The organism is Mesorhizobium sp. M0140, from assembly GCF_040322475.1.
Classification (GTDB): Bacteria; Pseudomonadota; Alphaproteobacteria; order Rhizobiales; family Rhizobiaceae; genus Mesorhizobium.
This window is the reverse complement of the sequence record NZ_JAMYTM010000007.1, coordinates 139972-163680: the sequence shown is the minus strand read 5'-3', so window position 1 is coordinate 163680 and position 23709 is coordinate 139972. Positions and strand designations below refer to the sequence as shown.

27 protein-coding genes are annotated in these 23709 nt (G+C 62.5%); 14 read left to right on the top strand and 13 right to left on the bottom strand.

Annotated elements, in window-relative coordinates; all coding sequences use genetic code 11:
• Positions 1 to 64: 64 nt before the first annotated feature.
• Together NKJ37_RS09850 and gatB are read right to left on the bottom strand one after the other, a co-directional pair.
• Positions 65 to 553 (bottom strand): GNAT family N-acetyltransferase, encoded by a 489-nt coding sequence (locus NKJ37_RS09850; RefSeq protein WP_023812140.1) that lies wholly within the window; start codon positions 551 to 553, stop codon positions 65 to 67.
• Positions 554 to 557: 4 nt separating this feature from the next.
• The gene (gatB, locus tag NKJ37_RS09845) at positions 558 to 2057 is read right to left on the bottom strand and encodes an Asp-tRNA(Asn)/Glu-tRNA(Gln) amidotransferase subunit GatB (protein ID WP_128304038.1); all 1500 of its coding nucleotides are present in this window, start codon (positions 2055 to 2057) and stop codon (positions 558 to 560) included.
• Between the two features lie 280 nt (positions 2058 to 2337).
• Between gatB and NKJ37_RS09840 the strand changes: the two genes are divergently transcribed.
• Positions 2338 to 2595, top strand: coding sequence for a YjhX family toxin (locus tag NKJ37_RS09840; protein ID WP_128304037.1), 258 nt, complete (start codon positions 2338 to 2340; stop codon positions 2593 to 2595).
• Positions 2596 to 2643: 48 nt separating this feature from the next.
• Here NKJ37_RS09840 and NKJ37_RS09835 read toward each other — a convergent pair whose 3' ends face one another.
• Together NKJ37_RS09835 and NKJ37_RS09830 are read right to left on the bottom strand one after the other, a co-directional pair.
• On the bottom strand, positions 2644 to 3075 hold the full coding sequence (locus NKJ37_RS09835) for a CBS domain-containing protein (protein ID WP_352773762.1): 432 nt from the start codon (positions 3073 to 3075) through the stop codon (positions 2644 to 2646).
• A gap of 87 nt (positions 3076 to 3162) precedes the next feature.
• On the bottom strand, positions 3163 to 3921 hold the full coding sequence (locus tag NKJ37_RS09830; RefSeq protein WP_352773779.1) for a rhomboid family intramembrane serine protease: 759 nt from the start codon (positions 3919 to 3921) through the stop codon (positions 3163 to 3165).
• Positions 3922 to 4150: 229 nt separating this feature from the next.
• Between NKJ37_RS09830 and NKJ37_RS09825 the strand changes: the two genes are divergently transcribed.
• The 7 genes from NKJ37_RS09825 (at position 4151) to NKJ37_RS09795 (ending at position 11949) form a co-directional block, all read left to right on the top strand.
• Positions 4151 to 5191: a substrate-binding domain-containing protein gene (locus tag NKJ37_RS09825; protein WP_023812144.1), complete on the top strand. Its 1041-nt coding sequence runs from the start codon at positions 4151 to 4153 to the stop codon at positions 5189 to 5191.
• A gap of 133 nt (positions 5192 to 5324) precedes the next feature.
• Positions 5325 to 6581, top strand: coding sequence for an LVIVD repeat-containing protein (locus tag NKJ37_RS09820; RefSeq protein ID WP_206638041.1), 1257 nt, complete (start codon positions 5325 to 5327; stop codon positions 6579 to 6581).
• Positions 6582 to 6653: 72 nt separating this feature from the next.
• Positions 6654 to 8183, top strand: coding sequence for a sugar ABC transporter ATP-binding protein (locus NKJ37_RS09815; protein WP_352609645.1), 1530 nt, complete (start codon positions 6654 to 6656; stop codon positions 8181 to 8183).
• Positions 8180 to 9196 (top strand): ABC transporter permease, encoded by a 1017-nt coding sequence (locus NKJ37_RS09810; protein ID WP_128304034.1) that lies wholly within the window; start codon positions 8180 to 8182, stop codon positions 9194 to 9196. Before NKJ37_RS09815 ends, NKJ37_RS09810 begins: the two co-directional genes overlap by 4 nt.
• Positions 9197 to 9642: 446 nt before the next feature.
• Entirely contained in the window at positions 9643 to 10275 is a 633-nt protein-coding gene (locus tag NKJ37_RS09805; protein WP_023812148.1) for a PAS domain-containing protein, read from the top strand.
• A gap of 176 nt (positions 10276 to 10451) precedes the next feature.
• Positions 10452 to 11069, top strand: a complete 618-nt coding sequence (locus NKJ37_RS09800) for a PilZ domain-containing protein (RefSeq protein ID WP_023812149.1) — start codon at positions 10452 to 10454, stop codon at positions 11067 to 11069.
• A gap of 271 nt (positions 11070 to 11340) precedes the next feature.
• A complete protein-coding gene (locus NKJ37_RS09795) occupies positions 11341 to 11949 on the top strand; it encodes a transglutaminase-like cysteine peptidase (protein WP_352609642.1) in 609 nt (202 codons plus the stop codon).
• A 145-nt stretch (positions 11950 to 12094) separates the two neighbouring features.
• Here the strand turns inward: NKJ37_RS09795 and NKJ37_RS09790 are convergent, their stop codons facing one another.
• Together NKJ37_RS09790 and NKJ37_RS09785 are read right to left on the bottom strand one after the other, a co-directional pair.
• Positions 12095 to 12622, bottom strand: coding sequence for a gamma carbonic anhydrase family protein (locus NKJ37_RS09790; protein WP_352609640.1), 528 nt, complete (start codon positions 12620 to 12622; stop codon positions 12095 to 12097).
• 19 nt (positions 12623 to 12641) lie between these two features.
• Positions 12642 to 12983 (bottom strand): DUF6949 family protein, encoded by a 342-nt coding sequence (locus NKJ37_RS09785; RefSeq protein WP_352439925.1) that lies wholly within the window; start codon positions 12981 to 12983, stop codon positions 12642 to 12644.
• A 125-nt stretch (positions 12984 to 13108) separates the two neighbouring features.
• Here NKJ37_RS09785 and NKJ37_RS09780 point away from each other — a divergent pair, with 125 nt between their 5' ends.
• On the top strand, positions 13109 to 13834 hold the full coding sequence (locus NKJ37_RS09780; RefSeq protein ID WP_352773761.1) for a hypothetical protein: 726 nt from the start codon (positions 13109 to 13111) through the stop codon (positions 13832 to 13834).
• A 62-nt stretch (positions 13835 to 13896) separates the two neighbouring features.
• Here the strand turns inward: NKJ37_RS09780 and NKJ37_RS09775 are convergent, their stop codons facing one another.
• Together NKJ37_RS09775 and cysE are read right to left on the bottom strand one after the other, a co-directional pair.
• Positions 13897 to 14100, bottom strand: coding sequence for a DUF3126 family protein (locus NKJ37_RS09775; RefSeq protein WP_013531334.1), 204 nt, complete (start codon positions 14098 to 14100; stop codon positions 13897 to 13899).
• Positions 14101 to 14250: 150 nt separating this feature from the next.
• Positions 14251 to 15099, bottom strand: coding sequence for a serine O-acetyltransferase (cysE, locus tag NKJ37_RS09770; RefSeq protein WP_013531333.1), 849 nt, complete (start codon positions 15097 to 15099; stop codon positions 14251 to 14253).
• Positions 15100 to 15246: 147 nt separating this feature from the next.
• Here cysE and NKJ37_RS09765 point away from each other — a divergent pair, with 147 nt between their 5' ends.
• Positions 15247 to 15849: an HD domain-containing protein gene (locus tag NKJ37_RS09765; RefSeq protein WP_352439923.1), complete on the top strand. Its 603-nt coding sequence runs from the start codon at positions 15247 to 15249 to the stop codon at positions 15847 to 15849.
• A gap of 33 nt (positions 15850 to 15882) precedes the next feature.
• On the opposite strand, the gene NKJ37_RS09760 is transcribed toward NKJ37_RS09765, so the two are convergent.
• Genes NKJ37_RS09760 through NKJ37_RS09750 form a run of 3 tightly spaced genes read right to left on the bottom strand, consistent with a single transcriptional unit; the run spans position 15883 to position 17852 of the window.
• Positions 15883 to 16650, bottom strand: coding sequence for an alpha/beta fold hydrolase (locus NKJ37_RS09760; protein ID WP_352439922.1), 768 nt, complete (start codon positions 16648 to 16650; stop codon positions 15883 to 15885).
• Positions 16651 to 16670: 20 nt separating this feature from the next.
• Complete coding sequence (locus NKJ37_RS09755) at positions 16671 to 17231, bottom strand: DUF192 domain-containing protein (RefSeq protein WP_352439921.1); 561 nt, start codon at positions 17229 to 17231, stop codon at positions 16671 to 16673.
• A gap of 24 nt (positions 17232 to 17255) precedes the next feature.
• Complete coding sequence (locus tag NKJ37_RS09750; RefSeq protein WP_502897069.1) at positions 17256 to 17852, bottom strand: cold-shock protein; 597 nt, start codon at positions 17850 to 17852, stop codon at positions 17256 to 17258.
• Positions 17853 to 18069: 217 nt separating this feature from the next.
• On the opposite strand from NKJ37_RS09750, the gene NKJ37_RS09745 reads away from it, so the two are divergent.
• Positions 18070 to 18510 (top strand): VOC family protein, encoded by a 441-nt coding sequence (locus NKJ37_RS09745; protein WP_352439918.1) that lies wholly within the window; start codon positions 18070 to 18072, stop codon positions 18508 to 18510.
• Between the two features lie 131 nt (positions 18511 to 18641).
• Complete coding sequence (locus NKJ37_RS09740; RefSeq protein WP_352773760.1) at positions 18642 to 18935, top strand: DUF2218 domain-containing protein; 294 nt, start codon at positions 18642 to 18644, stop codon at positions 18933 to 18935.
• Between the two features lie 8 nt (positions 18936 to 18943).
• On the opposite strand, the gene NKJ37_RS09735 is transcribed toward NKJ37_RS09740, so the two are convergent.
• A complete protein-coding gene (locus tag NKJ37_RS09735) occupies positions 18944 to 19504 on the bottom strand; it encodes a DUF1697 domain-containing protein (RefSeq protein WP_352609721.1) in 561 nt (186 codons plus the stop codon).
• Between the two features lie 14 nt (positions 19505 to 19518).
• A complete protein-coding gene (gene ilvA, locus NKJ37_RS09730; RefSeq protein WP_352609634.1) occupies positions 19519 to 20775 on the bottom strand; it encodes a threonine ammonia-lyase IlvA in 1257 nt (418 codons plus the stop codon).
• A gap of 465 nt (positions 20776 to 21240) precedes the next feature.
• Between ilvA and NKJ37_RS09725 the strand changes: the two genes are divergently transcribed.
• Together NKJ37_RS09725 and NKJ37_RS09720 are read left to right on the top strand one after the other, a co-directional pair.
• The gene (locus NKJ37_RS09725; RefSeq protein WP_352609631.1) at positions 21241 to 22314 is read left to right on the top strand and encodes an alpha/beta hydrolase; all 1074 of its coding nucleotides are present in this window, start codon (positions 21241 to 21243) and stop codon (positions 22312 to 22314) included.
• Between the two features lie 143 nt (positions 22315 to 22457).
• Positions 22458 to 23621, top strand: coding sequence for an alpha/beta hydrolase (locus tag NKJ37_RS09720; protein ID WP_352609630.1), 1164 nt, complete (start codon positions 22458 to 22460; stop codon positions 23619 to 23621).
• The last annotated feature ends 88 nt before the right edge of the window (positions 23622 to 23709 follow it).

Sequence of the window (23709 nt, the reverse complement as noted above, 5' to 3'; positions counted from 1 at the left end):
CGTGAGCCGGCACAGCAAACGCCGCGATGACGCATGGCTTGATCGCTCTATTCATCCCGGTGGTCTATCCCAGCGGTTTCTCGAAACTCAGCGTCGTCGGCCTTGAGGTATCACGGGACTCTTCCGCGGCACTGACAGGCAAGAACCCTTTCGACCGATAGAAGGCGATGGCACCGCCATTGGCCTCCTCGACCTCGACGCGCAACGTTCGCGCTTCCGGGAAACTGGCTTCGACCTCGTCGAGCAGTGCTTGCCCGATCCCCCGCCGCTGACAGTCCGGATGGACGTAGAGCTGGTTCAACAGGATGATTTTCGCATCGGCGGTGGCGGCGGCGAAAGCCATGCCGCCGATCCGCTTGCCGTCATCGGCCACCAGGAATTCCGAGTTGGGCCGCGTCAGCCGCGAGCGGAGCGAAGCGATCGAGTGCCATTCGTCGGTGATCTCGGCGACTTTGGCAGCGCCATAAATGGCGTCATAGGTCGCATGCCACGTTTCCACCAGCAGCGTCCGCACAGCGGCAAGGTCGCGTTCACCTGCGGTGCGGACGAACACGGCGCTACTCGATGCCCAGCTTGGCCTTGACGAGGTCGTTGACGGCTTGCGGGTTGGCCTTGCCGCCGGTCGCCTTCATTACCTGGCCGACGAACCAGCCGGCCATGCTCGGCTTGGCGCGCGCCTGTTCGACCTTGTCAGGGTTGGCGGCGATAACGTCGTCGACGGCCTTCTCGATGGCGCCGGTGTCGGTGACCTGCTTCATGCCACGGCTCTCGACCAGTTGGCGCGGGTCGCCGCCCTCATTCCAGACGATCTCGAACAGGTCCTTGGCGATCTTGCCGGAGATGGTGCCATCCCTGATCAGATCGATGACCGCACCGAGCTGCTCGGGCGAAACCGGAGCGTTTTCAATGTCTTTTCCGGCCTTGTTCAATTGCCCGAGCAGATCGTTGATGACCCAATTGGCGGCAAGCTTGCCGTCGCGGCCGGCGGCCACCTTTTCGAAATAGTCGGCGATCGGCTTTTCCGAAACCAGGATCGAGGCGTCATAGACGGACAGGCCGAGCGACGCGATCAGCCGCGCCTTCTTGTCGTCCGGCAGTTCCGGCAATTCCTTGGCCAGCGCATCGACATAGGCCTGGTCGAATTCCAGCGGCAAAAGGTCGGGATCGGGGAAGTAGCGGTAATCATGCGCCTCTTCCTTGGAGCGCATCGAGCGCGTCTCGCCCTTGACGGCGTCGAACAGCCGCGTCTCCTGATCGATCTTGCCGCCATCCTCGAGGATGGCGATCTGCCTGCGCGCCTCGTAGTCGATGGCCTGGCCGATGAAGCGGATCGAGTTGACGTTCTTGATCTCGCACCGCGTGCCGAACTCGCCGCCCGGCTTGCGCACCGAAACGTTGACGTCGGCGCGCATCGAACCTTCGTCCATGTTGCCGTCGCAGGTGCCGAGATAGCGTACAATGGTGCGCAACTTGGTGACATAAGCCTTGGCTTCGTCGGCCGAGCGCATGTCCGGCTTGGAGACGATCTCCATCAGCGCCACGCCGGAGCGGTTGAGATCGACATAGGACATGGTCGCATGCTGGTCGTGCATCGACTTGCCGGCATCCTGCTCCAGATGCAGCCGCTCGATGCCGACCTCGATGTCCTCGAATTCGCCCTGGCGGTCCGGGCCCACCGAAACGATGACCGTGCCCTCGCCGACGATCGGCTGCTTGAACTGTGAAATCTGGTAGCCCTGCGGCAGGTCGGGATAAAAGTAGTTCTTCCGATCGAAGACCGACTTGTGGTTGATCTGCGCCTTCAGCCCCAGGCCGGTACGGATCGCCTGCTTGACGCATTCCTCGTTAATGACCGGCAGCATGCCCGGCATCGCCGCATCGACCAGGCTGACATTGGCGTTAGGCGGCGCGCCGAAGGCCGTCGAGGCGCCCGAAAACAGCTTTGCTTCCGAAGTGACCTGCGCATGGACCTCGAGGCCGATGATGATCTCCCAGTCGCCGGTTGCGCCGGGGATCAGGCGTTTTGCGTCAGGAGTACGGGTGTCGATAAGGGACATGGCGGCCTGCGAACTGGAATGATGGGAAGCTGCATTAATGCACATTCTGATTTGCAACTTCGCTAGTGCAAACCGCCAAAAGAGACAAGCGCAAAGCCACGGACTGGTCTTTTCAGCCGCGTTCGCCTATAGGACGCTCATTCCAATGGAGAGTGGATGTCCACTTACGCTCAGTCCCGGTAAGGCCCTGACCTCCTGGCGAGGCAGGGCAGAAAACCGAAACCCCGTGCCGCGAAGCTTCGCGGCGGCGGCATTTTTTGTTTTCCCGGAAAACTCTCACATGGACATTTCGCGCATAGAACAGCGCATCCTGCACCTGCTCGCGCAGGGTGGACGCATTGAAATCGAAAAGAACGAGAAAAAGCGGATCGCCTCCGTCAAATGCCTGACCCGCGACGGCTGGCATTATCCGGGCGTCGATCTCGATATGTTTCGAAAACTGAAGCGTAAGAAGGCGGTTTCTTCGTCGGGAGGCGGCCCTTACCGCATCACCCGGCGCGGGCTCGCGCTCGTCCGCTCCGAACTCGACAACAGGTAAACCACGGCTCCGCCGGTCGGTTCTCCGGCCGGCGGTTCGCCTCGCCGCTCAGGCGGTGGCGATATAGGCCCTGATCTCGTCGGCCTCGCGCTCGACATCCTCGATGCGGCGCTTGACCACATCGCCGATGGACACGATGCCATCGAGCATGCCGTCCTTCTCCACCGGCAGATGGCGGAAGCGGCCTCGGGTCATGATCTCCATCACCTCGTTGACGGTGTGATTCTCGTTGCAGATCTTCACCTTCGGCGTCATTGCCGAGCGCACGGCGATATCCAGCGCGGCTCCACCTTCGCGGGCGACAACCCGGACGATGTCGCGCTCTGACAGGATGCCGACGATCTTGCGATCGCCATTGGTGATGACCAGCGCACCGATCTTGTGCTCTGCCAGGATGCGGATGGCTTCGTTAAGCTTTTCGTTCGGCCCGAGCGTCAACACGTCATGGCCTTTTCTCTCGAGAATTGCCTTCACCGTCATGGCGTCCTCCTCTGCTTTGCCTGCCGGTTCCTGCCCTGACCGGCCTTCACGTAAGAGTGAACATCGTGCGCCGTGATCGGTTGCATTTCAAGTGCGGTGGTCGGTCGTCTCCCATTCAGGCGCCTGCCATCGCCTGTCGAACCAACGCAAGCCGAAGAAGCCCGCGAAAAAGCCGCCAATATGGGCCTCCCAGGCGATCTGACCATCTACCCCTGGGGCAAACCCGAGCAGGCCGGTGGCGAGATTGATGACCATCCACATGGCGAGGAAGATCACGACACCGCGCAAGCGCAATACGAATGCGATCGGCAGCACAGGGCCGGCGAAGGCGGCCTTGCCGGCCGAACGGTCGGTGCGGAAGCCGAAACGCGCCGCAGCCCCCATCATGCCTGATATCGCACCGGAAGCCCCGACCAGCGGCGCCTCACCATAAGGATGGATCGCCCAGAAAAGCGCGACCGAAGCCAACCCGGTTGCGGCAAAAAACAGCGCGAACCACAGCGTTCCCAGACGGTTTGCCAATGGTGAACCAAACGCGGCGAGCCACACCATGTTGATGGCCAGATGCGCGAAACCGCCGTGCAGGAAAGCATAGGTGAACGGCCGCGAAAACAGGAACCAGTCGAAGCCGTATTGCCAGGTGTAGAGAACGGGGATGAAGGCCCCGTCATACAGCAATGTCATCTGCTGGGATTCGCTCAACACATATTGCTGCAACAGGTAGACGACGACGCAGATGCCGATCACCGCCAACACGACGGGTGGCAGGTTGAACACCGGCTCGCGCCGTCGTCGCTGCGCGTCGTCCATCTGTTCCGTGTCCGAAGGGTTTACCGGTTCGTTCATGCGCATCTGGTCCAGGAATTCCTGCGCGTCCTTTAGAGCAAGGATGTCCGGGTTGGAACAATTCTGTTTTCTCAACAGCGAACGCCCGGCACCGCATCGTCTTCATTTGCTACGAAACCGAAAGGAAGCGAAGTGGAAATGCTCCGGGATTTGAAAAACTCGCAATGAGCGTTCTCGGAAGCGATGGGCCTCCTCCCTAGAATGCGGCCAATTTCAAAGGGGTCTCCACATGATCAAGCATATTCTTTCGCTGGCGGCAGCCGCCGGCATAGCCGGTCTCGCCACCGCTGCTTCGGCGCAGGGCATATCCGGCGCGCCGGCACCCTTCGATAAGGGCGGCGTCAAGATCGCCGTCGTCAGCTTCCTCGGCTCCGGTGACTGGCTCCAGGCATTCGAGGCCGGCGTGAAGCGCCAGGCCGATGCGCTCGGCATCGAGGCCAACATCTCGCAGGCGCGCAACGACATCAACACCGAGCGGCAGTTGATCCAGCAGGCGATCAATCTCGGCGTGCAAGGCATCATCATCAACAACGGCCAGCCCGAAGCCATCAAGGACGTCGCACAGGCAGCGCTTGACGCCGGCATTCCAGTGGTGGCCTACGACACCAACCTCGACAACCCCAAGATCCCGCAGGTCGAGCAGTCCGATGCCGACATGGCGCGCCTCGTGCTCGACCAGGCGGTCAAGGACCAAGGCGAGAAATTCGACGGCGGCGTCCTCTATGTCGCCGGCTTCGCACCGCTCGACCGTCGTTATGCGGTGTGGAAGGATTTCGGCAAGAAGTACCCAGGCATCAAGGAAGTCGCCACCTGGGGCGTGGTCAACGACACCGTTGCCGCTTCGGTCGCCGACCAGACCAAGGCCGTGCTCACCGCCAACCCGACGCTTTCGGTCGTCTTCGCCCCATGGGACGAGTTCGCCCGTGGCGTGAAGCTCGCCATCGACGAGCTTGGCGTGGCAGACAAGGTGAAGATCTACGGTGTCGATATCTCGACCTCGGACATCCAGGCCATCCTCGAGCCGAACAGCCCGTGGGTGGCGACGGCGGCAACCAACCCGGCCGTCGTCGGCGAGGCTTCGGTGCGCGCGCTGGCCCAGCTGATCGCCGGACAGAATCCCGGCCATTCGGTGCTGATCCAGCCGACGCTCGTCACCAGAAAGGACCTCGTCGACAACAACATCAAGACGATCGAAGATCTGCAGGCAAAATTCCCGGCCTTCAAGGACAGCGATGCCGCAAAGGCACCGTGGATCCCGGCGACGAATTGAGCTTCTGCGCCTTCACAAAATCAGCGATCCAAACAATCATCCCCGGCCTGCTGGGGGATGATTGCGCCTGCCTCCGCCACACCACCCGCTGCGACAGGCAAAGTGCGCCGGACCGACCTTTTGAAAGACAATTATGGTTTCTGTCCCCACCCCCGACTATTCCAGGAACATGCGCCTGATCGGTCATTCCGACCAAGGCGGGCGGCCGGACGGATTGCAGGTGATGGTGCATCGCGGCTTCGCCTATGTCGCGCATCCCTGGTCACAAGGCTTTTCCATCATCGATGTACGGGATCCCAAGAATCCGGGCGGGACGGTGTTCGTGCCCGCGCCGCCGAATACCTGGACCATCCATCTGCAGACGCATGAGGATCTGCTGTTGGTCGTCCATGCACGCGATCTGTTCGCCGACGCCGCTTTCGCGTTCGACGAGAAGGTCTACTACACCCAGTCGATCGGCGAGACGATCGGCACCGCGTCTGGTTCGGGCGCGGCGCGGACCTGGTCGGCCGGCATGGCCGTCTATGACATCTCGAAGCCGACGCAGCCTCGCCAGATCGGCTTCTTCCCGGTCGACGGCATCGGCATCCACCGCATCTGGTACGTCGGCGGGCGCTACGCCTACGTATCGGCGCTTCTCGACGGCTACAGCGACTACATCCTGCTGACGGTCGACCTTCAGGACCCGGCACGGCCAGTCGAGGCCGGTCGCTGGTGGATTCCAGGAATGCATCTTGCCGGCGGCGAGACACCCGGCTGGCCCGACGGCCGCCGCTATGCGTTGCATCATGCGGTCGTCGAGGGTGATACCGCCTATGCCTGCTGGCGCGACGGCGGGTTGACCGTCCTCGATGTCGCCGACCCTGCCCTGCCGAGGCTGATCAGCCACAGGAACTGGTCGCCGCCCTATGGTGGCGGCACCCATTCGGCGCTGCCGCTGCTCAAACGCGGCTTGCTCGTTGTCGCCGACGAGGCCGTGCTCGACCATGAGGAGGATGGGCGCAAGCTCACCTGGATCTTCGACATACGCGATCCGGCGAACCCGATTTCGATCTCGACCCTGCCGACCCCGGACGAGACCGATTACACCGCCAAGGGCGGACATTTCGGTCCGCACAATCTGCACGAGAACCGGCCGGGCAGCTTTGTGTCAGACACCCTGATCTTTGCAACCTACCAGAATGCCGGCGTGCGCGTTTTCGACATCTCCGATCCCTATCGCCCAAAGGAGACCGGGGCGCTGGTGCCGCCGGCTCCCAGCCGCATGGTCGACAAACGTCCGAATCGGCCGCAAGTGATCCAGTCGACCGACGTATTCGTCGACGCCAACGGCATCGTCTATTCGCCGGATTACAATGCCGGACTGGCGATCATGGAATATGGCGGCTGACAATTACGACCGTGCCCCGTTGGCTTGCTTGCCTTTCCCAGTTCCCGCTCAACCTGTAACCGGCTGAACCAATTGTCCCTCACCGCCGCCCCCATTGCCGTCGCTGTCGCCGGGATCGAAAAATCCTTTGGCCCGACGCGCGCGCTCGCTGGAGCCGATCTTACCGTGGCAGCCGGGGAGGTCGTGGCGCTGATGGGCGCCAATGGCGCCGGCAAATCGACTCTGGTGAAAATCCTTTCAGGCTCGCATGTACCCGACGCCGGAACGATCACCCTGGGCGGCAGGATCGTCGCCCTCGCCTCGCCCAGCGCCGCCAAGGCCGCCGGCATCGCGACCGTCCATCAGGCGACGGATCAGGCGGGGGCTGCCGGACTGACGGTCGCGGAGAATCTTCTGCTCGATGAACTTTGCCAGCCGGGCGAGCGCTTCTTCGTCTCGGCCCGGTCGATCCGCAGGCGTGCGCGCGCCATCGCGGCGCTGATCGATCTCGACCTGCCGCTCGACCGCGACTTCGTCGACCTGCGGCCGGCGGAGCGGCAATTGATCGCCATCGCCCGCGCCGTCGCGGCCAAGGCCTCCGTTCTAATCCTCGACGAGCCGACATCCAGCCTCTCGGCCACGGAAGCGGACCGGCTTTTCGCCATCATCCGGCGGCTGCGCGCGGGCGGCATGGCAATCCTCTACATCTCGCACAGGCTGGGCGACCTTGCCGCCATCGCCGACCGCGCCGTGGTCATGCGCGGCGGTCGCATCGTCGGCGCCTTTGCCAAACCGATCGATTTCCCGGCCGCCGTTGCGGCCATGATCGGGCGGACGCTGGAAGCCGCCACCCATGACGGCAAGATTTCGGCGGCCCCAATCATCGCCTCCATCAAGGGTGCGCAACTGATTCCCGGTGCGAGGCCTTTCGATCTCGATCTGCGCTCCGGCGAGGTCATCGCGCTGACCGGTACGCTTGGCTCGGGCAAGACCCGGCTGCTGCGCACGCTTTTTGGTCTGGAAACGCTGGCGCAAGGCAGCTTCGTGCTCGATGGAAAACCGTGGCTTTCCAACGGGCCGGCGCGATCGATCGAAAACGGCGTCTTTATGGTCGCCGAGGACCGCTGGGCATCGTCGCTGCTACCGCCCGAGGTTCCCGGCGCCTCGATTGCCGGAACGATTGCCCTGCCACATCTGAGGCGCTGGTTTCCGGACGGCCTGCTGCGGGTCGCGCGCGAGCGCAAGGTTGCCGCCGAGGCGATCGCCCGGCTCGGCATCAAGGCGCGCGGCCCCGATGACAAGCTCGACGAGCTTTCCGGCGGCAACCAGCAGAAGGTCGTGCTCGCCCGCTGGCAGGCGGCACCTTGCCGGCTGCTGCTGCTCGACGAGCCCTTCCAGGGTGTCGACGTCGGGGCGCGTGCCGACCTGATCTCCGCAATCCGCAACAGCCAAAGCGGTTCCGCCACGCTGATCGCGACCAGCGACACCGAAGAGGCGCTGGAGGTTGCCGACCGCATCCTCGTCATGCGCGATCACTCCCTTCACGAGGCCGGTGACGGCCATGGCCCGCTGACCGACCAGATCGGCAAGGTCGAGAGCGAAAAGGCCGGAGAGCATCGATGACGAACCCGACGACGGTCCAGCAGGCCGCCCCGCGCACATCGCTTTTCCGCGAAACGCGCCGTTACGCGCTGTTCGTGCTGCTGGCACTGATGGTGATCGGCTTCTGGTACGCGCAGCCCGCCTTCATCCGCTCGGCCAACCTGTTCTCCATCCTGCAGGCGGTTTCGGTCGTGGCGATCCTCGGCGTCGGGGTCTCGATCACGATGTCGGCCGACGGCTTCGATCTCTCGGTGGGCAGCATCGCCGCCTCGTCGGTGATGGCGGCAAGCTATGCCATGGTCGTATGGCAGCTGGATGCGGCCCAGACCATGGGTCTGGTCTTGCTGATGGGCGCCTTCATAGGCCTCCTGAACGGACTGCTGATTGTCCGCATCGGCGTCCCCGATCTTCTCGCCACGCTGGCGACAATGTTCCTGCTCGCCGGCCTGCAGCTAATCCCGACCGGCGGCCGCTCCATCACCGCCGGCATGGTGCTGCCCGACGGCTCGTCCGTTCCCGGTGCTTACGATCCGGCTTTCCTGATCCTCGGCCGGTCACGGCTCTTCGACACCGTACCCCTGTCTGTCGTGGTCATGGCGGTGGTCGCCATCCTCGCCTGGTTCCTGATGGAGCGTACGCGCTGGGGACGCGTCTTCTATGCGATCGGCGGCAACGAAACGGCCGCGCATCTATCCGGCGCGCCGACCAAGGCATATCGACTCTGGGCCTATATCCTGTCCGGCACGCTTGCTTCGTTGGGAGGGCTGATCGTCGCTTCGCGTGTCGGCCGCGGCGACGTCTCGGCCGGCAACTCGCTCCTGCTCGATGCGGTGGCGGCCTCGCTGATCGGCTATGCCGTGCTCGACAAGCGTCGCCCGCATGTGATCGGCACGGTGGCCGGCGCAATTTTCGTCGGCGTCCTCCTGAACGGCCTCACCATGCTGAACGCGCCCTACTACACGCAGGACTTCGTCAAGGGTGTCGTGTTGGTTGGCGCTCTGGCGCTGACCTTCGGCCTTGGGAAGAAGCGATAGTTCACACCAGCCGACCACGGAACGCAGATTTTTCGTCGCATAGCGATCGGACGATGCCGCCTTAGCGACCGCCGGGATGGTTGCCAGCACTTGTCGGCAGGTAGAAATACACGCCCGCCGTTAACCCCGAATCGCCTGGCGCGAATCAAAAAAGAAGCCGTTCAAGGTTTCCCCTGAACGGCTGGTCGAGCCCCCTGCTCCCCTAAAACTCTGACTGAAGTGCTGCCGATCGTCGCGAAACGACCGCTTCTGGAGTGGTTTTTGTTTGCCACGGGGCTCGCTTCGACGCAACGTAAACCACTTGTTAACCTTAACGGCCCCGACCCGTGAACAAGTGTTAACGACGCTGGCACGCTTCCTGCTCCGCAACGCATGTAGGTCATCGGAGGGCGCCCTTCTGTTCACCGATGGGACATCAGACGACAGAATGCGCGGAGCAGCATAGCATGAACCAGAATGGATCGATCACGCTGTTCCAATATTGGAACCGTCTGCGTGACGGACGCCCTGCCCCGAAGCGTTCAGAGGTCGAGCCGGCCGACATCAAGTCGCTGCTGGCCGACACCTTTATCCTGGAGCGGGACACGCGCGGGCAAGCCGTATTCCGGCTCGCCGGCACCAGGCTTTGCGCCTGCTACGGCCGAGAACTCAAAGGGTTTTCCTTTCCGTCGCTGTGGCGTGAGAAGGATCAACGGCTCGTCTCGCGGCTGATCCACGGCGTCTTCGAGCAGAAGTCGGTCGTGCTCATCAGCTATGAGGGCTTCAGCCGCAACGGGCGCTCCAACAAGTTCGAACTGCTTGCCCTGCCGCTTGACGGCGGCGTCGAAAATCCACGCTGCCTGGGCGTCATCAGCGCCGTGGAGAAGCCCTTCTGGCTGGGTGCCGACCCGATCACCGACGCGTTGATCGATTCGATCCGCGTCATAGATCCGGAGAAGGAGCTCCTCAACAACCGCCCGGCGATCGATGTTCCCTCGCTCGTTCCCGATGAACTTGGAGCACCCGAGACGATCTCGGCGCTCGGCCGGGCGCGCCGCATCCGCCATCTCGTCGTCTTCGATGGCGGGCGCGAGGAATAGTCCGTTTGCGGCCTGATGCACGTCGCCCAAAACCGCGCCGCTGTTTTGGCACCACGGCCTGCAAAAAGGAAACCTTGGAGCGCCCGCTTTTTCCCTTTGTTAACCCGCTTTGTTGTACTTCTCTGATGAAGTTCCTCGCATCGGCGCGCGGGATGCCAAACGGGGTATAGGCAGTCATGAGGTCAGCGGCGGTCGACTATGCGCCGTCCCAAGCTGAAAGGCGTAACTTTCAGCGCGTCCGGGTCAAAATCTACGGACGCTTCATGCTGGAAGACCGCACCGAACACCCCTGCCAGGTCGTCGACATGTCACCGGGCAACGTCGCGTTTCGCACCGACCGCATCGGCATGCCCGGCGAAAAAATCATTGCCTACATCGATCATATCGGCCGCATCGAAGGTGTCGTCACGCGCACCTTGCAGGACGGTTTCGCGATGACCGTCATCGCGTCGGATCGCAAGAAGGACAAGCTGGCCGCGCAATTGACCTGGCTCGCCAACAAGCATGAACTCGACCTGCCGGAAGATCGCCGCCACGAGCGCGTCGCGCCGCGCAATCCGACCAGCGTGCTGCAGCTCACCGACGGCCGCCAGTACCAGTGCCGTATCATCGACCTTTCGCTCTCCGGCGCCGCGGTCGAGATCGACGTCAAACCGGCGATCGGCATCCAGGTCATGCTTGGCACCATGCGCGGGCAGGTCGTGCGTCATTTCGAGGACGGCGTCGCCATCGAATTCGCTGTGATCCAGCGCCCCGAAACGCTCGATTCCGAATTCAACACGCCACGCACCTGAGCAGGCCCGACAGCGACACTCCAGGAAACCGGCCCTTGTGGCCGGTTTTTTGTTTTCGACGCCATGACCGGCATGCTTAGCCCACTTTAGGCGGGGCTTGGGAGCCCTCCGCGCGCCGAGATTCGCGCCTCAAGATCCAAACGAATTAATACTCAAATGATTCAAATTTTATTTTTATTCTACTGGAGTTTTACTCAATATCTACTTCGCGCTTTTGCGTCAAATAAATCCACATGTGGCAATGTCTCCTTCGAACGGGGAGACTACAACAATGAAGAAAACGAGGGGCAAGCTGTTGCTGGTGGCAATGGCGATGCAGCTTTCCGCTTGGGGATCAGCATATGCCGCGGGACCGACCTATATGCACACCGGCGGACGCACCACCCAGCCTGTCGGTCATTATGAGTTCTGCCAGCGCAGTCCTGGCGAATGCAGCGAACGGACCCCGAAGGGTGCGCCGGTCGAACTGACCCGCAAACTGTGGGCGACGATCGTCAACATCAACAATTCGGTCAACACCCGCATCAAGCCGCGCACCGACATGGAAAACTACGGTGTCGAGGAATATTGGGCCTATCCGGCCAATGGCTATGGCGATTGCGAGGATTACGCGCTGGAAAAGCGCCGCGAGTTGATGGATGCGGGCGTGCCGGCCGGCAATTTGCTGATGACGGTGGCGCGCCAGCCGAATGGCGACGGCCACGCGGTGCTGACCGTGCGCACCAGCCTCGGAGAATTCATCCTCGACAATCTCGAGACCAAGGTCCTGTCCTGGACGGACACCGACTACACCTATCTCAAGCGCCAGTCGGACCAGAATTCCGGCGTTTGGGTGACGATCAATGACGGCCGCTCCGGCGCGGTCGCCAGCGTCCGCTAGAACAGAGCTCAAGCGCGCCGCGTGAATGCGAGGCGCTTCAGGAGAAACCCGGTCGAGTCCCCACCCTCCCCGTCCCCAACGACCGGGTGAAAGGAGCCGGCCCCGTCCCCGGGCCGGCTCCGCCATTTCTGGCGGAGGCTGCTCGTTAGACCTTCTTCAATCCCGCCTTGAAGCGCTTGCCGTTGGCGACATAGTGCGCCGCCGAGCCGCGCAACCTTGCCACGGCCGCGTCGTCCAGCACCCTGATCGCCTTGGCAGGCGAGCCGACGATCAGCGAATTGTCCGGGAATTCCTTGCCTTCTGTGACCAGCGCGCCGGCGCCGACCAGCGAATTCCTGCCGATTTTCGCGCCGTTCAGCACGATGGCGCCCATGCCGATCAGGCTGTTGTCGCCGATCGTGCAGCCATGCAGCAAGGCGCGGTGGCCGATCGTGCAGCCCTCCCCGATCGTCAGCGGGAAGCCGGGATCGGTGTGCATCACCGTATGTTCCTGCACATTGGTGTCGGCGCCGATGACGATAGGCTCGTTGTCGCCGCGGATGACGGCGCCGAACCAGAAGCCGGCATTGCGCCCGACCCTGACGTCGCCGATCAGCGTCGCATCGGGCGCGATCCAGTTCGAGTCAGCATCGGTGAAGCTGGGCTCTGTTCCATCGATCGCATAAAGCGGCATTTCTGGTCTCCGAATCGTCTCAGCCTGGCAGCTCGAACCCTAGGAGACGGACCGTCCATGAGGCAATGGCAAGCACGACGACGCCCAGCGCCAAGGTCCACGCAATTGCCGTGCAGCCGCAGGACATCAGCGCCAACGTTGAAATGCGGCGTTGACGCCGAGCATCGATGGCATCGTTGACCAGCATGAAGGGTCCGGCACAGGCCGTGGCGAGCAGCGAGCGCAAGACATGTGACGGCGACACATAGGGTTCGGTGAAGGCGACCTTGCGGCCCGACGCCAGTTCCATAGCCGATCCGGCCAGCCCACAGGCCGTCAACCCGACGGCAAAAGCAAAGAGTGTGAGTTCCAGCGGTCCCATCTTAACTTTCCATTTACCATGAAATTGCACAGTCGTTCCATGCAGGCTGCAAGAGCCGTGCCGTGCGATGTGTGCCGCCCAGGGACACTGGAGGCGGACGGGCCGCCCGAGATCCGAGGACTGAGATGAAGCAGGCAGCGCTCGCCAACGAACTCACCGTGGTCGATTCCAGGCTGATGAAGCGGGTGCTCTACGGATTCGCGGCGCTGGCCCTGCTTTCGGCAGCGATCAGCCTTGCCGGCAAATGGTTTGGCCATTCGATCGCCATGGCCGGATACACCGACGACGCAACGGTGCACCAAGTGGTGATCGGCAACAATGTCATCACGGTCCCGGCCAACGCCATCCGTTTCGCCCAAGCCCGGCGCGACGGCATCGCCTCGCGGCTCGACCTCTATCTGCGCTATCCCCAGATGGACGGCTACAGCGAGCCGGCGCGCAACGATTTCAACCACACGGGCACAGTCAAGAGCGTCGTCTTTCTGTCCTTCGAACAGCAGATGATGTCGCGTGACATGAGTGGCCGCTTCACGCCGATCTACAGCGCGTTGATCACCCGACCCGGCATTGCCGGGCCTGGCGGCACGATGATTTATGGTTTCAACGAGAAATCAGGCTATCTGAACGAGGTGCTGGTTGTCGGCAATCGCCCCGGCAAGGAGCCGTTCGTGGCCCGTTGCCTGGGCGGGCCGAGTGCCGAGCAATCGCTGGCGCCTTGCGAGCGCGACATTCAGGTCGGCGACGAACTCAGCCTCACCTATCGCTTCCCAAGGGAGTTTTTGGGCGATTGGCAGGCGCTCGACGCGGCAATCGCCACTGAAGCCGGGCGCGTTCTGAAGGCGGGACGCTAAGAACGCTTCGAGGGAACCGGCTGGCCGGCCGCATGAGCCGACCGACCGCAAGATTTGCTGGCTCAGGCCAGATCGATGTCGAGAATTGCCATCGAAAAATTGTAATCGCCGTCGTCCTCGTCCTTGAAGACGATGCCGAGGAATTCGTCGCCGACATAGACCTCGGCCGAATCATCCTTGCGCGGCCGTGCCTTGACCTCAAGCTTGGGGTTTTGGAAGACGCGCTTGAAATAGGCGTCCAGCTTTCTGATTTCGTCCGGCTTCAACAGTCTTCTCCGATCATCGGGCTTGCTCGTTCAACGCGCTTCTGGCACGTCGACAATGGCGATGTAAAGGCAAGCGGCCTGATAAGGCGAGACAACCGCCCGCTCCTGCCCGCGGCCGGAATTCGACAGCAGACGGCGGCGCCGTGAAAATCAGATGTCGAAACTGACGACCTGATCCATCGTCTGCGACGGTAGAAGCTGGTCCATCTGGCGCGACGGCTGATCGCAGCCGGTCTCGCCGACGACGCGGGCCGGCACGCCGGCAACCGTCTTGTTGTGCGGCACCGGCGACAGCACCACCGAGCCGGCCGCGATCTTCGAGCAATGGCCGATTTCGATGTTACCGAGGATCTTGGCGCCGGCGCCGATCAGCACGCCATAGCGGATCTTGGGGTGGCGGTCGCCGCCGGCCTTGCCGGTGCCGCCCAGCGTCACGCCATGCAGGATCGACACGTCGTCCTCGATGACCGCGGTCTCGCCGACCACGAGGCCGGTGGCGTGGTCGATGAAGATGCCCTTGCCGATGCGGGCGGCCGGGTTGATGTCGGTCTGGAAGACCGAGGACGAGCGGCTCTGCAGGTAGAGCGCGAAATCCTTGCGCCCCTGGTTCCACAGCCAATGCGCCAGCCGATGGGTCTGGATGGCGTGGAAACCCTTGAAATAGAGCACAGGCATGATGAAGCGGTCGCAAGCCGGATCGCGATCGTAATAGGCCTGGATGTCGACACGCACCGTCGTCGGCCACTCCTTGTCGTCGGCCAGCATGGACTTGAAGGTCTGGCGGATGAGATCGGAGCCGATGTCCTGGTGCGCCAGCCGCTCGGCCAGCCGATGAATGACCGCCTCCTCCAGGCTGTCCTGGTTGAGGATGGTCGAATAAAGGAATGCAGCGAGCAGCGGATCGCGGTTGACAGCCTCCATGGCCTCGTCGCGGATCGAACGCCAGATCGGATCGACCGGCTTCAATGCGCTGTGTCGGGAAATGCTGATGCTGTTCATCGCCGTCTGGTCCTGCGTCCTGCCTGGCTTGCCTGTAGTGCTTGCCTGTTGCCTGGCCGCACATATAAGCCAGATCATAGCACGATTGAACTCAATTTTCCTTAGTGCTTTGTCAAATGGATTTGGTTCGCGGGAATTCAAGCAGCCATGGAAAACGAACCCTTGATCGACGACGCGCTGAAAAGCGAGCTTTCGGCTCTCTACCGGGCGCCAGGCCGCCACTATCACAACCTTTCCCATATCGAGGCAATGCTGGCGCTCGCTGGCGACTGTCGAGAATTGCTCGGCGACCCCGAGGCGATCGAAGCGGCGATCTGGTTCCACGATGCCATCTACGACAGCAAGGCCAAGGACAATGAGGCGCAAAGTGCGGCCCTTGCCGAGAAAGAGCTGGCGGGCCGCGCGGATCCTTCACGTCTCGACCGCATCTCGGCAATGATCGTCGCCACCGCCACGCACCAGGTGCCGCCGTTCGACGACGCGGCGGCCACACGGGACGCAAGTCTTTTTCTGGATATGGACCTGTCGATCCTGGGAGCCGCGCCGGACGCCTTCGACGCCTATGAGCGCGCCGTGCGGCGCGAGTATCACTGGGTGGAGGAGCCGATGTGGCGAGCCGGACGCAGTGCGGTGCTGAAGAATTTCCTCGCCCGCCCACACATTTTCCACACCGAGGAATTCCGGCAACGCTTTGAACGGCAGGCCCGGGAAAACATGGCGCGGTCGCTGGCGGCTCTCACCACAGGCTGAGGGCAGTCACGTCCCGCGTCCCTCGCCGTCCGCTCAGAGCGGATTCTCGGCATAGAACTCCAGCACGCGCTGCTTGAAGGTCTTGTCCCCGACGGCCAGCATATGATCCCGGCCCTCGATGTGAAAGGCGCTGGCGTTCGGCATCAACGCTGCAAGCTCGTCGGGCGAGCCGCCAATGTCGTCGGTGGTTCCGACGGCGACAAGCGTCGGCTGGGCGATGCGCGCGATATCCTGCTCGCTCAGCAATTCGCGCGATTTGGCGATGCAAGCGGCCAAGGCACGGCGATCGCTGCGGGTCTGGTCGGCGAAGGCGCGAAACGACCGGCCGCGCGGATGGCTGGTGGCGGCCGGATCATCGGCAAGCAGGGCGGCGGCGATCGGATCCCAATCGCCGACACCGTCGACCATGCCGATGCCGAGACCGCCGAAGACCAGCGTCGCCACCTTGTCCGGATCGGACAGCGCCATGAACGCCGCGATGCGGGCGCCCATCGAATAACCCATGACATGGGCGCGCCCGATGCCGAGATGGCCGAGCAAGGCAGCGGCATCGGAAGCCATCTTGACCGGCGTGTAGTCGGCCTCCTCATAGCTCTTCGACGACGAGCCGTGGCCGCGATTGTCGAAGGCGATGGCGCGGTAACCGGCATCGTTCAGCGTCTTGAACCAGCCGGGCGACACCCAGTTGACATAATGGCTCGAAGCGAAGCCATGGATCATGAGCACCGGATCGCCTTCGCCCGATGCCGGCTGGCGGTCGAGGAAGGCAAGCTCGAAGCCGTCATGGGTGAAAAACTGCATCTGCGATCCCGCCTGTGTGCTCAACCGCCACCGCCATTCGGCGCATCGCTATTGTCGGCTGGTGGCATGCCGGGGCCGGATACCGTGTCCACGGCCGGGTGGCGCAAAAGGTCGCCATACTCGATGCCGTTCCTGGCGGCAGTGCCGGCCTTGAGCTCGAGCACGAAGCGCACCGGCACGCCGGGCGAGATGACGGCGTCCGATTGCGGCTCGCCGTGCTTGACCGCCCGGATCTTGCCATCCTGGCCGACGAAAATCAGATCAAGCGGCATTGGCGTGTTGTGCATCCAGAAGCCAACCTGCTGCTGGACCTCGAAGACGAACAGCATGCCGTGGTTGTCCGCCATGTCCTGGCGGTACATCAAGCCGGCCTCGCGCTCCGCAGCGGTGTCGGCGACTTCGATGGAAAAAGAGCGATCACCGCCTTTCGTCACCACGACCAATGGCGCCGGATCGGCCGGAAGGATCATCGCCCGGCTGTCCGCCGAGGTCGGCTTTTCGGAATAGAAGTAACCACCGGCGGCGGCGATGAAGGCAATCGCGCACATCGCGCCCGCGGTCAGCCAGTTCCTGTAAGCCATTCGAGATCCTCGGCCGGAAACGCCCTAGTGCGACACCGGCAAGGTCCCCATATCGGGGTGAATTTCGGCGGCCATAAGGCCTTTGTCGCCGCGCCCGAAACGAACCAGCACGACCTGTCCGGGCCGAAGCTCGGTGATACCGTAACGGCGCAAGGTTTCCATATGGACGAAGATGTCCTCGGTGCCCTCGCCGCGGGTGAGAAAACCAAACCCCTTGGTGCGGTTGAACCATTTCACCAAGGCGCGTTCGAGACCGCTCTCCGGCGTCACCGCGACATGGGTGCGCTGCTCCTGCATCTCGGCCGGGTGGACCGCGGTGGTGACGTCCATGGAGAGCACCCGGAAGGCCTGCAATCCGCGGTCGCCATGTTTGACGAGGCAGACCACGCGCGCGCCCTCCAGGGCCGTCTGAAAGCCGTCCTTTCGAAGACATGTCACATGGAGGAGGATGTCGCCCGAAATGCCGTCATCCGGGAGGATGAAACCATAGCCCTTGGCCACATCGAACCACTTGATGGCGCCGGCAATTTCGAGCAGGTCGGCGGCGTCGCCGCCTTCGTCACGCTGCAGGGCGTCGCCAAGGGGTCCGTCCCGCCCCATGAAAGAGGCCTTTTCCCCCATAAGAATGCCCCCTCTTTTCAAGAACACCGCGACTGATTCTTGACACTAGCTTAACACTGCGGCTTCCGGTGTGTGCAAGACCTGCCGTGCCTTTTTTCACGGTTCATTGGGGCAATACCGGATTTGTTCTTTGCCGGCATTGCGCGCTGCCGCATGATTGCCCTTTTACAGGGCCGACCCTATGTTGCACCGCAACGCAATTTATCGAGGAAATCACATGCGCTATCTGCACACCATGGTCCGCGTCGCCGACGTCGATGCCTCGCTTGATTTCTACTGCAACAAGCTCGGCCTCAAGGAGGTGCGCCGCTACGAAAACGAGCAAGGCCGCTTCACGCTGATCTTCCTCGCCGCATCGGAAGACGAGCAAAGCGGCATCGCCGACAAGGCGCCGCTAATCGAACTGACCTACAATTGGGATCCGGAAGACTACAAGGGCGGGCGCAATTTCGGCCACCTCGCCTATGAGGTCGACGACATCTACGCCACCTGCCAGCATCTGATGGACAACGGCGTCGTCATCAACCGGCCGCCGCGCGACGGCAACATGGCCTTCGTCAAGTCGCCGGACGGCATCTCGTTCGAGCTGCTGCAGAAGGGACCGGCGAAGCCCAAGGCCGAGCCCTGGGCCTCGATGCCGAACACCGGCACCTGGTAGCGATCACGCCATCTTGAATGGGGCGGCCACGCGGACCAGCCGGCCGCCTTTGCCGTTTTGATCGACGGCACCTATCTACCTGCCTATCGCGCCTGCCCGGCAAGGCCGGCGCTTACCAGGAGAATTCATCCATGCCGACCAGCCGTGCCGATGTCGCCACCGAACACGCCAGCCGTTATCTGCAACAGCTGTGCAAGCACTGGGCGCACAAATTTCCGGTCGAGTTCGATCCCACCCACGGCACCATCGATCTCTCAATGGGCCGCACAGTTCTGGACGCAGACGCGGGCGCCCTTCATATCGCGGTCACGACTGACGAGGGCGGCTCGCTCGAACGCCTGGAAAGCGTTGTCGCCGATCACATCAAGCGCTTTGCTTTCCGCGAAGAGCTGACCTTCGACTGGAAACCCGCTCCGGCAGCTTAGGCGGCGACTTACTTCCCACCGGCCTGAGCAGCCATCTCCAGCAGCGCCTGCACCGAGCGCCAGTTGCGTGCGGTACCCGGCACTTTCAGCGTGCGCGGGATCAGCCCGGCAAACACCGATTTGCCCAGCCCGTCCGGTGCGTGCAAGTAGAGCACATCGCCCTTGATCTCGAAGCGTTCGGGGCCGGTGCACTTTTCGGTCAGCCGCGCCACCTCGTCCGCTGTCGGCTCGCGCTCCAGCACATAGGCGTGCAGCTTGGTATGGTCCCCGGCAACTTCCGGGTAAGGGTTTTCGTTCACCAGCCGCTCGAACCACGAGAGATCACGCACCATGATGCGCGAATAAAAACCCCATTTCTTCTCGAAGGCTGCTTCGATCTGTTTCGTCAACGTGACCGCTTCGCCCTCTTTCGCCCGGAACACGGCATTGCCGCTCTGCACATAGGTGGCGACATCGGAGAAGCCGAGCCCCTCGAAGAACGACCGCAGCTCCGCCATCTTGACGATGCGATTGCCGCCGACATTGATGCCGGAAAACAGCGCGACGAAGATTTTTCCCGGATCAATCATTTGATCCCGATCGCTCATATGATGAACCCGGCCAGTGTCTCGTTGTCGGTGATGTCCTGATACTGGACGCCCTCGGCCTCGAACTTCGCCTTGAGCAGATCGAAATTGCGGCGGTCCCTGGTTTCGATGCCGATCAGCACCGAACCGAAATTGCGCGCCGATTTCTTCAGATATTCGAAACGGGCGATGTCGTCGTCGGGCCCGAGCAGTTCGAGGAAGTCTCGCAGCGCGCCGGGCCGCTGCGGAAAGCGGATGATGAAGTATTTCTTCAGCCCCTCGAAGCGCAACGCCCGTTCCTTGACGTCCGGCAGCCGCTCGAAATCGAAATTGCCGCCCGAAACCACGGCGACGATGGTCTTGCCCCTGATCTCCTTCTTGGAGAAATCCTTGAGCCCATCGATCGCCAGCGCGCCGGCCGGCTCCAGCACGACGCCTTCGACGTTGAGCATTTCGATCATGGTGGCGCAGAGCCGGTTTTCCGGGATCAGCCGCACCGTGTCGGCCGGAAAATCCTTGAGATGACGCAACGGCTCGCGGCCGATCTCGGCCACCGCGGCGCCATCGACGAAATTGTCGACCTTGGCGAGCTTGAGCCGTTTCCCCGCCGCGAGGCTCTCGCGCAGGCTCGGCGCGCCGGCCGGTTCGCAGAAGACGAACCGTGCTTGCCTGCCCTGATCGGCGAAATAATGGGTAACGCCCGCGGCAAGTCCGCCACCGCCGACCGGCAGCATGACGATATCGGGCATGCGGGCGCCCGGCATCTGGTCTGCGATCTCGTAGGCGACGGTTGCCTGGCCCTCGATAATGTCCTTGTGATCGAAGGGTGGCACCATATGGGCGCCGGAACTGTCGGTGAATTCCAGGGCCGCGCGATAGCAGTCGTCGAAGAAATCGCCGACCAGTCTGATCTCGATGAAATCGCCGCCGAACAGCCTGGTCTTGTCGATCTTCTGCTGCGGCGTCGTCACCGGCATGAACACAACGCCTCGCCTGCCGAAATGGCGGCAGACGAAAGCAAAACCCTGCGCGTGGTTGCCGGCCGACGCGCAGACGAACAGTTCAGCCTCGTTGCCGGCCGCCAGTGTCTTGCGGAAGAAATTGAAGGCGCCGCGGATCTTGTAGGAGCGGACCGGCGACAGATCCTCGCGCTTCAACAGCACCCGCGCACCGGTCTTTTTCGACAGATAATCGTTTTCCTGCAGCGGCGTTTCAGGGAAGATCTGGCGGATCGCGGCGGCAGCGGCAGCAACACGGGAAGAGAAACTGTTCATCGGAAACCACCCTTGGGAAAGCCGCCTTGCGTTGCACGCTGTCCGCGGACCTCTATCATTGATCGGGTCGCGCACGTCGGTTGTTGAGCGCCCGGACAAGGTGCGGCGCGAGCCCGCGTATTGCATATCCGGCTACGCGGCGCCATCGTCCATCATGTGCGTCCTTCCGGGCGGAAATTTTGCGGAATACTTTCAGCTACTTGCGGGTGCATTCTAATGCCCCCTCGCACCGGGCGGCTTGAAATCGCTATCTCTGCGGGAATTGGAAGGCCGGCGGCGACGGCGCTTATTGCGCGGATCACGCAGGCGTTTTCCGCCATTTTGGCTTTCGCGCAACACTGCGATGCCCGCAGCGGGGCGCCGATCACATTTCGACTGGACATGACTTAGTTCTGCCGCACTCTGCCTGTCCGGGAGGTATCGTGAGGATAGACAGGCCTTTCGGCCGGAGTTGGAAATTCAGGCGTGCCTTTGAAGAAGATTTTTACCGTTGTCCTGGCCTTGTTCGTCTCCGGCTGCGCCGGCCAGCAAACACAGGAATTGCTGGGCAGCGCCATGGTGTCCGCGCCGGTGACGGAGATTGCCGGCAACCACTCGATCTTCATCGCCACGACGCGCAAGAAATCCGACGATCCCAACAAGGTTTTCGACGGCGAACGCTCGGCGACGCTGAACTATGCCCGCGTCAACGTCACCGTTCCGGGGCTTCACAAGACCGGCCAGATCGAGCGCCGCTCGCGCGGCAAGTCGGACGACCCGGCCAAATATTTCATGGCTTCCGAGGTCGTCGGCTACGACACGCAGCCGAAATTCTCCAGCGCGCTCAACGCCGACATCGCGGCGCGTGGCGGCCGCGTCATGGTCTTCGTGCATGGCTACAACACCGGCTTCGATGCCGCCGTCTATCGCCTGACCCAGATCGTCCATGATTCCGGCTATCCCGGCACGCCCGTGCTGTTTTCCTGGGCATCGGGCGCCAGGACCACCGACTACGTCTATGACAAGGAAAGCGCCAGCGCTGCCCGCGACCAGTTGGAGGTGACGCTCAGGATGCTGGAGCAGTCCGGCGCGCGGCGCATCGACATCGTCGCGCATTCGCTCGGAACCTGGGTCACCATGGAAACGCTGCGGCAGATGGCCATCACCGGCGACCGCGATCTCGGCGGCAAGCTCGGCGACGTGGTGCTGGCCTCGCCCGACATCGATGTCGACGTGTTCAAGAGCCAGATGCGGCGCTATGGCAAGCCCGACAAGCCGTTCATCCTGCTGTTGTCGGACGACGACCGCGCGCTGCGGCTCTCCGGCCTGATCGCCGGATCCCGGCCGCGCGTCGGCGACTACAAGGATGCCGCCGATCTCGCCTCCTATGGCGTGACGGTCGTCGACCTGTCCAAGGTCAAGGGATCGGACAGCTTCAACCATACGAAGTTCGCCGACAATCCGACGCTGGTGAAGATGATCGGCCAGCGGCTGCGCGAGGATGACGGCTTTGCCAGCGACCGTGACGTGACCGATCGTATCGGCCTGCTTGGACAATAGATGCGGTCCCGCGGTTTTCGCCGTGCCTGTTCACCACTGCGGATGTATCGATTCACTTTGAACTGGACCGCGCCGGTCTCCGGCCTTATCGGAATAGCCAGCGACGTCATGCGTTTGACGTCCCCCTTTGCGGGAGCCGGCGTATGACCATGCGTTCGAAGAGTTATCTCGTCGTTGCATTGACGCTCGCTGTCACCGGCTGCGCCGGCGGGAAAACGCACGACCTGCTCAACAGGACGACGGTCTCGGTGCCCGCTTCCGACATCGCGGCCACGCATGAAATCTTCGTCGCCACTACCCGCCAGAGGGCAACCAAGGATCCGCGACAGGTGTACGATGGCGATCGCTCGCTGACCACCAGCTTTGCCCGTGTCGACGTCACCGTCCCGAAAAACCATCAGGTCGGCGCCATCGAGCGGGCCAAGGGATCCGCGAACAGCAATCCGGCCAAGGATTTCACCGCCAAGGACGTCACCTTCTATGAAAGCGCGCCGCAATTCGCCAAGGCGGTCGGCGCCGACATTTCCATGCGCGGCGACCGTGCGCTGGTTTTCGTGCACGGCTTCAACAACGGTTTTGACGACGGCATCTACCGGCTGACGCAGATCGCCCACGACACGAAATATCCCGGCACGCCGGTGCTGTTCTCGTGGGCTTCGAGCGGCAAGACCACGGGTTACATATACGACAAAGAAAGCGCCAACGCAGCGCGCGACGACCTCGAGGCGACGCTCAGGATGCTGGCCAAGACCAAGGTCAAGAGCATCGACATCATCGCCCATTCGATGGGGACCTGGGTGACCATGGAGGCTCTGCGCCAGCTTGCCATCACCGGCGATCGAGATCTCGACGACAAACTCGGCTACGTCATCCTGGCCTCGCCCGACATCGATGTCGACGTGTTCAAGAAACAGATGATCCGTTACGGCAAACCCGACAAGCCATTCGCCATCCTGCTCTCGGCGGATGACCGGGCTCTCAAGCTGTCCTCCCTGATCTCAGGCGATAAGCCGCGCGTCGGCGATTACGGCGATGCGGCCGACCTCGCCAGCTATGGCGTGTCGGTGGTCGACCTTTCCCAGGCCAAGGGCGGTGACCGCCTCAACCACGCCAAATTCGCCGACAACCCGATGCTGGTGCAACTGCTCGGCGACCGGCTGCGGGCGCCTGCCGGTCTTGCCTCGGACGAGCCCGTCCCGACTCAGCTCAACAATCTCGGCCAGGGCCTCGGAAAGGCCGTCGGCTCGGTCGCCGAGATCGTCATCACCACGCCGTTCAAGGTGCTCACCATCGCCACCGGCGGGTGAGCCAGCGGGCGACATTGGCCCTAGGATTGTTGAGATTCGGGTCAGGCCGAGCCGAAAGTGGTGGTTTTCGAGAACCGGAGCGGAGCGT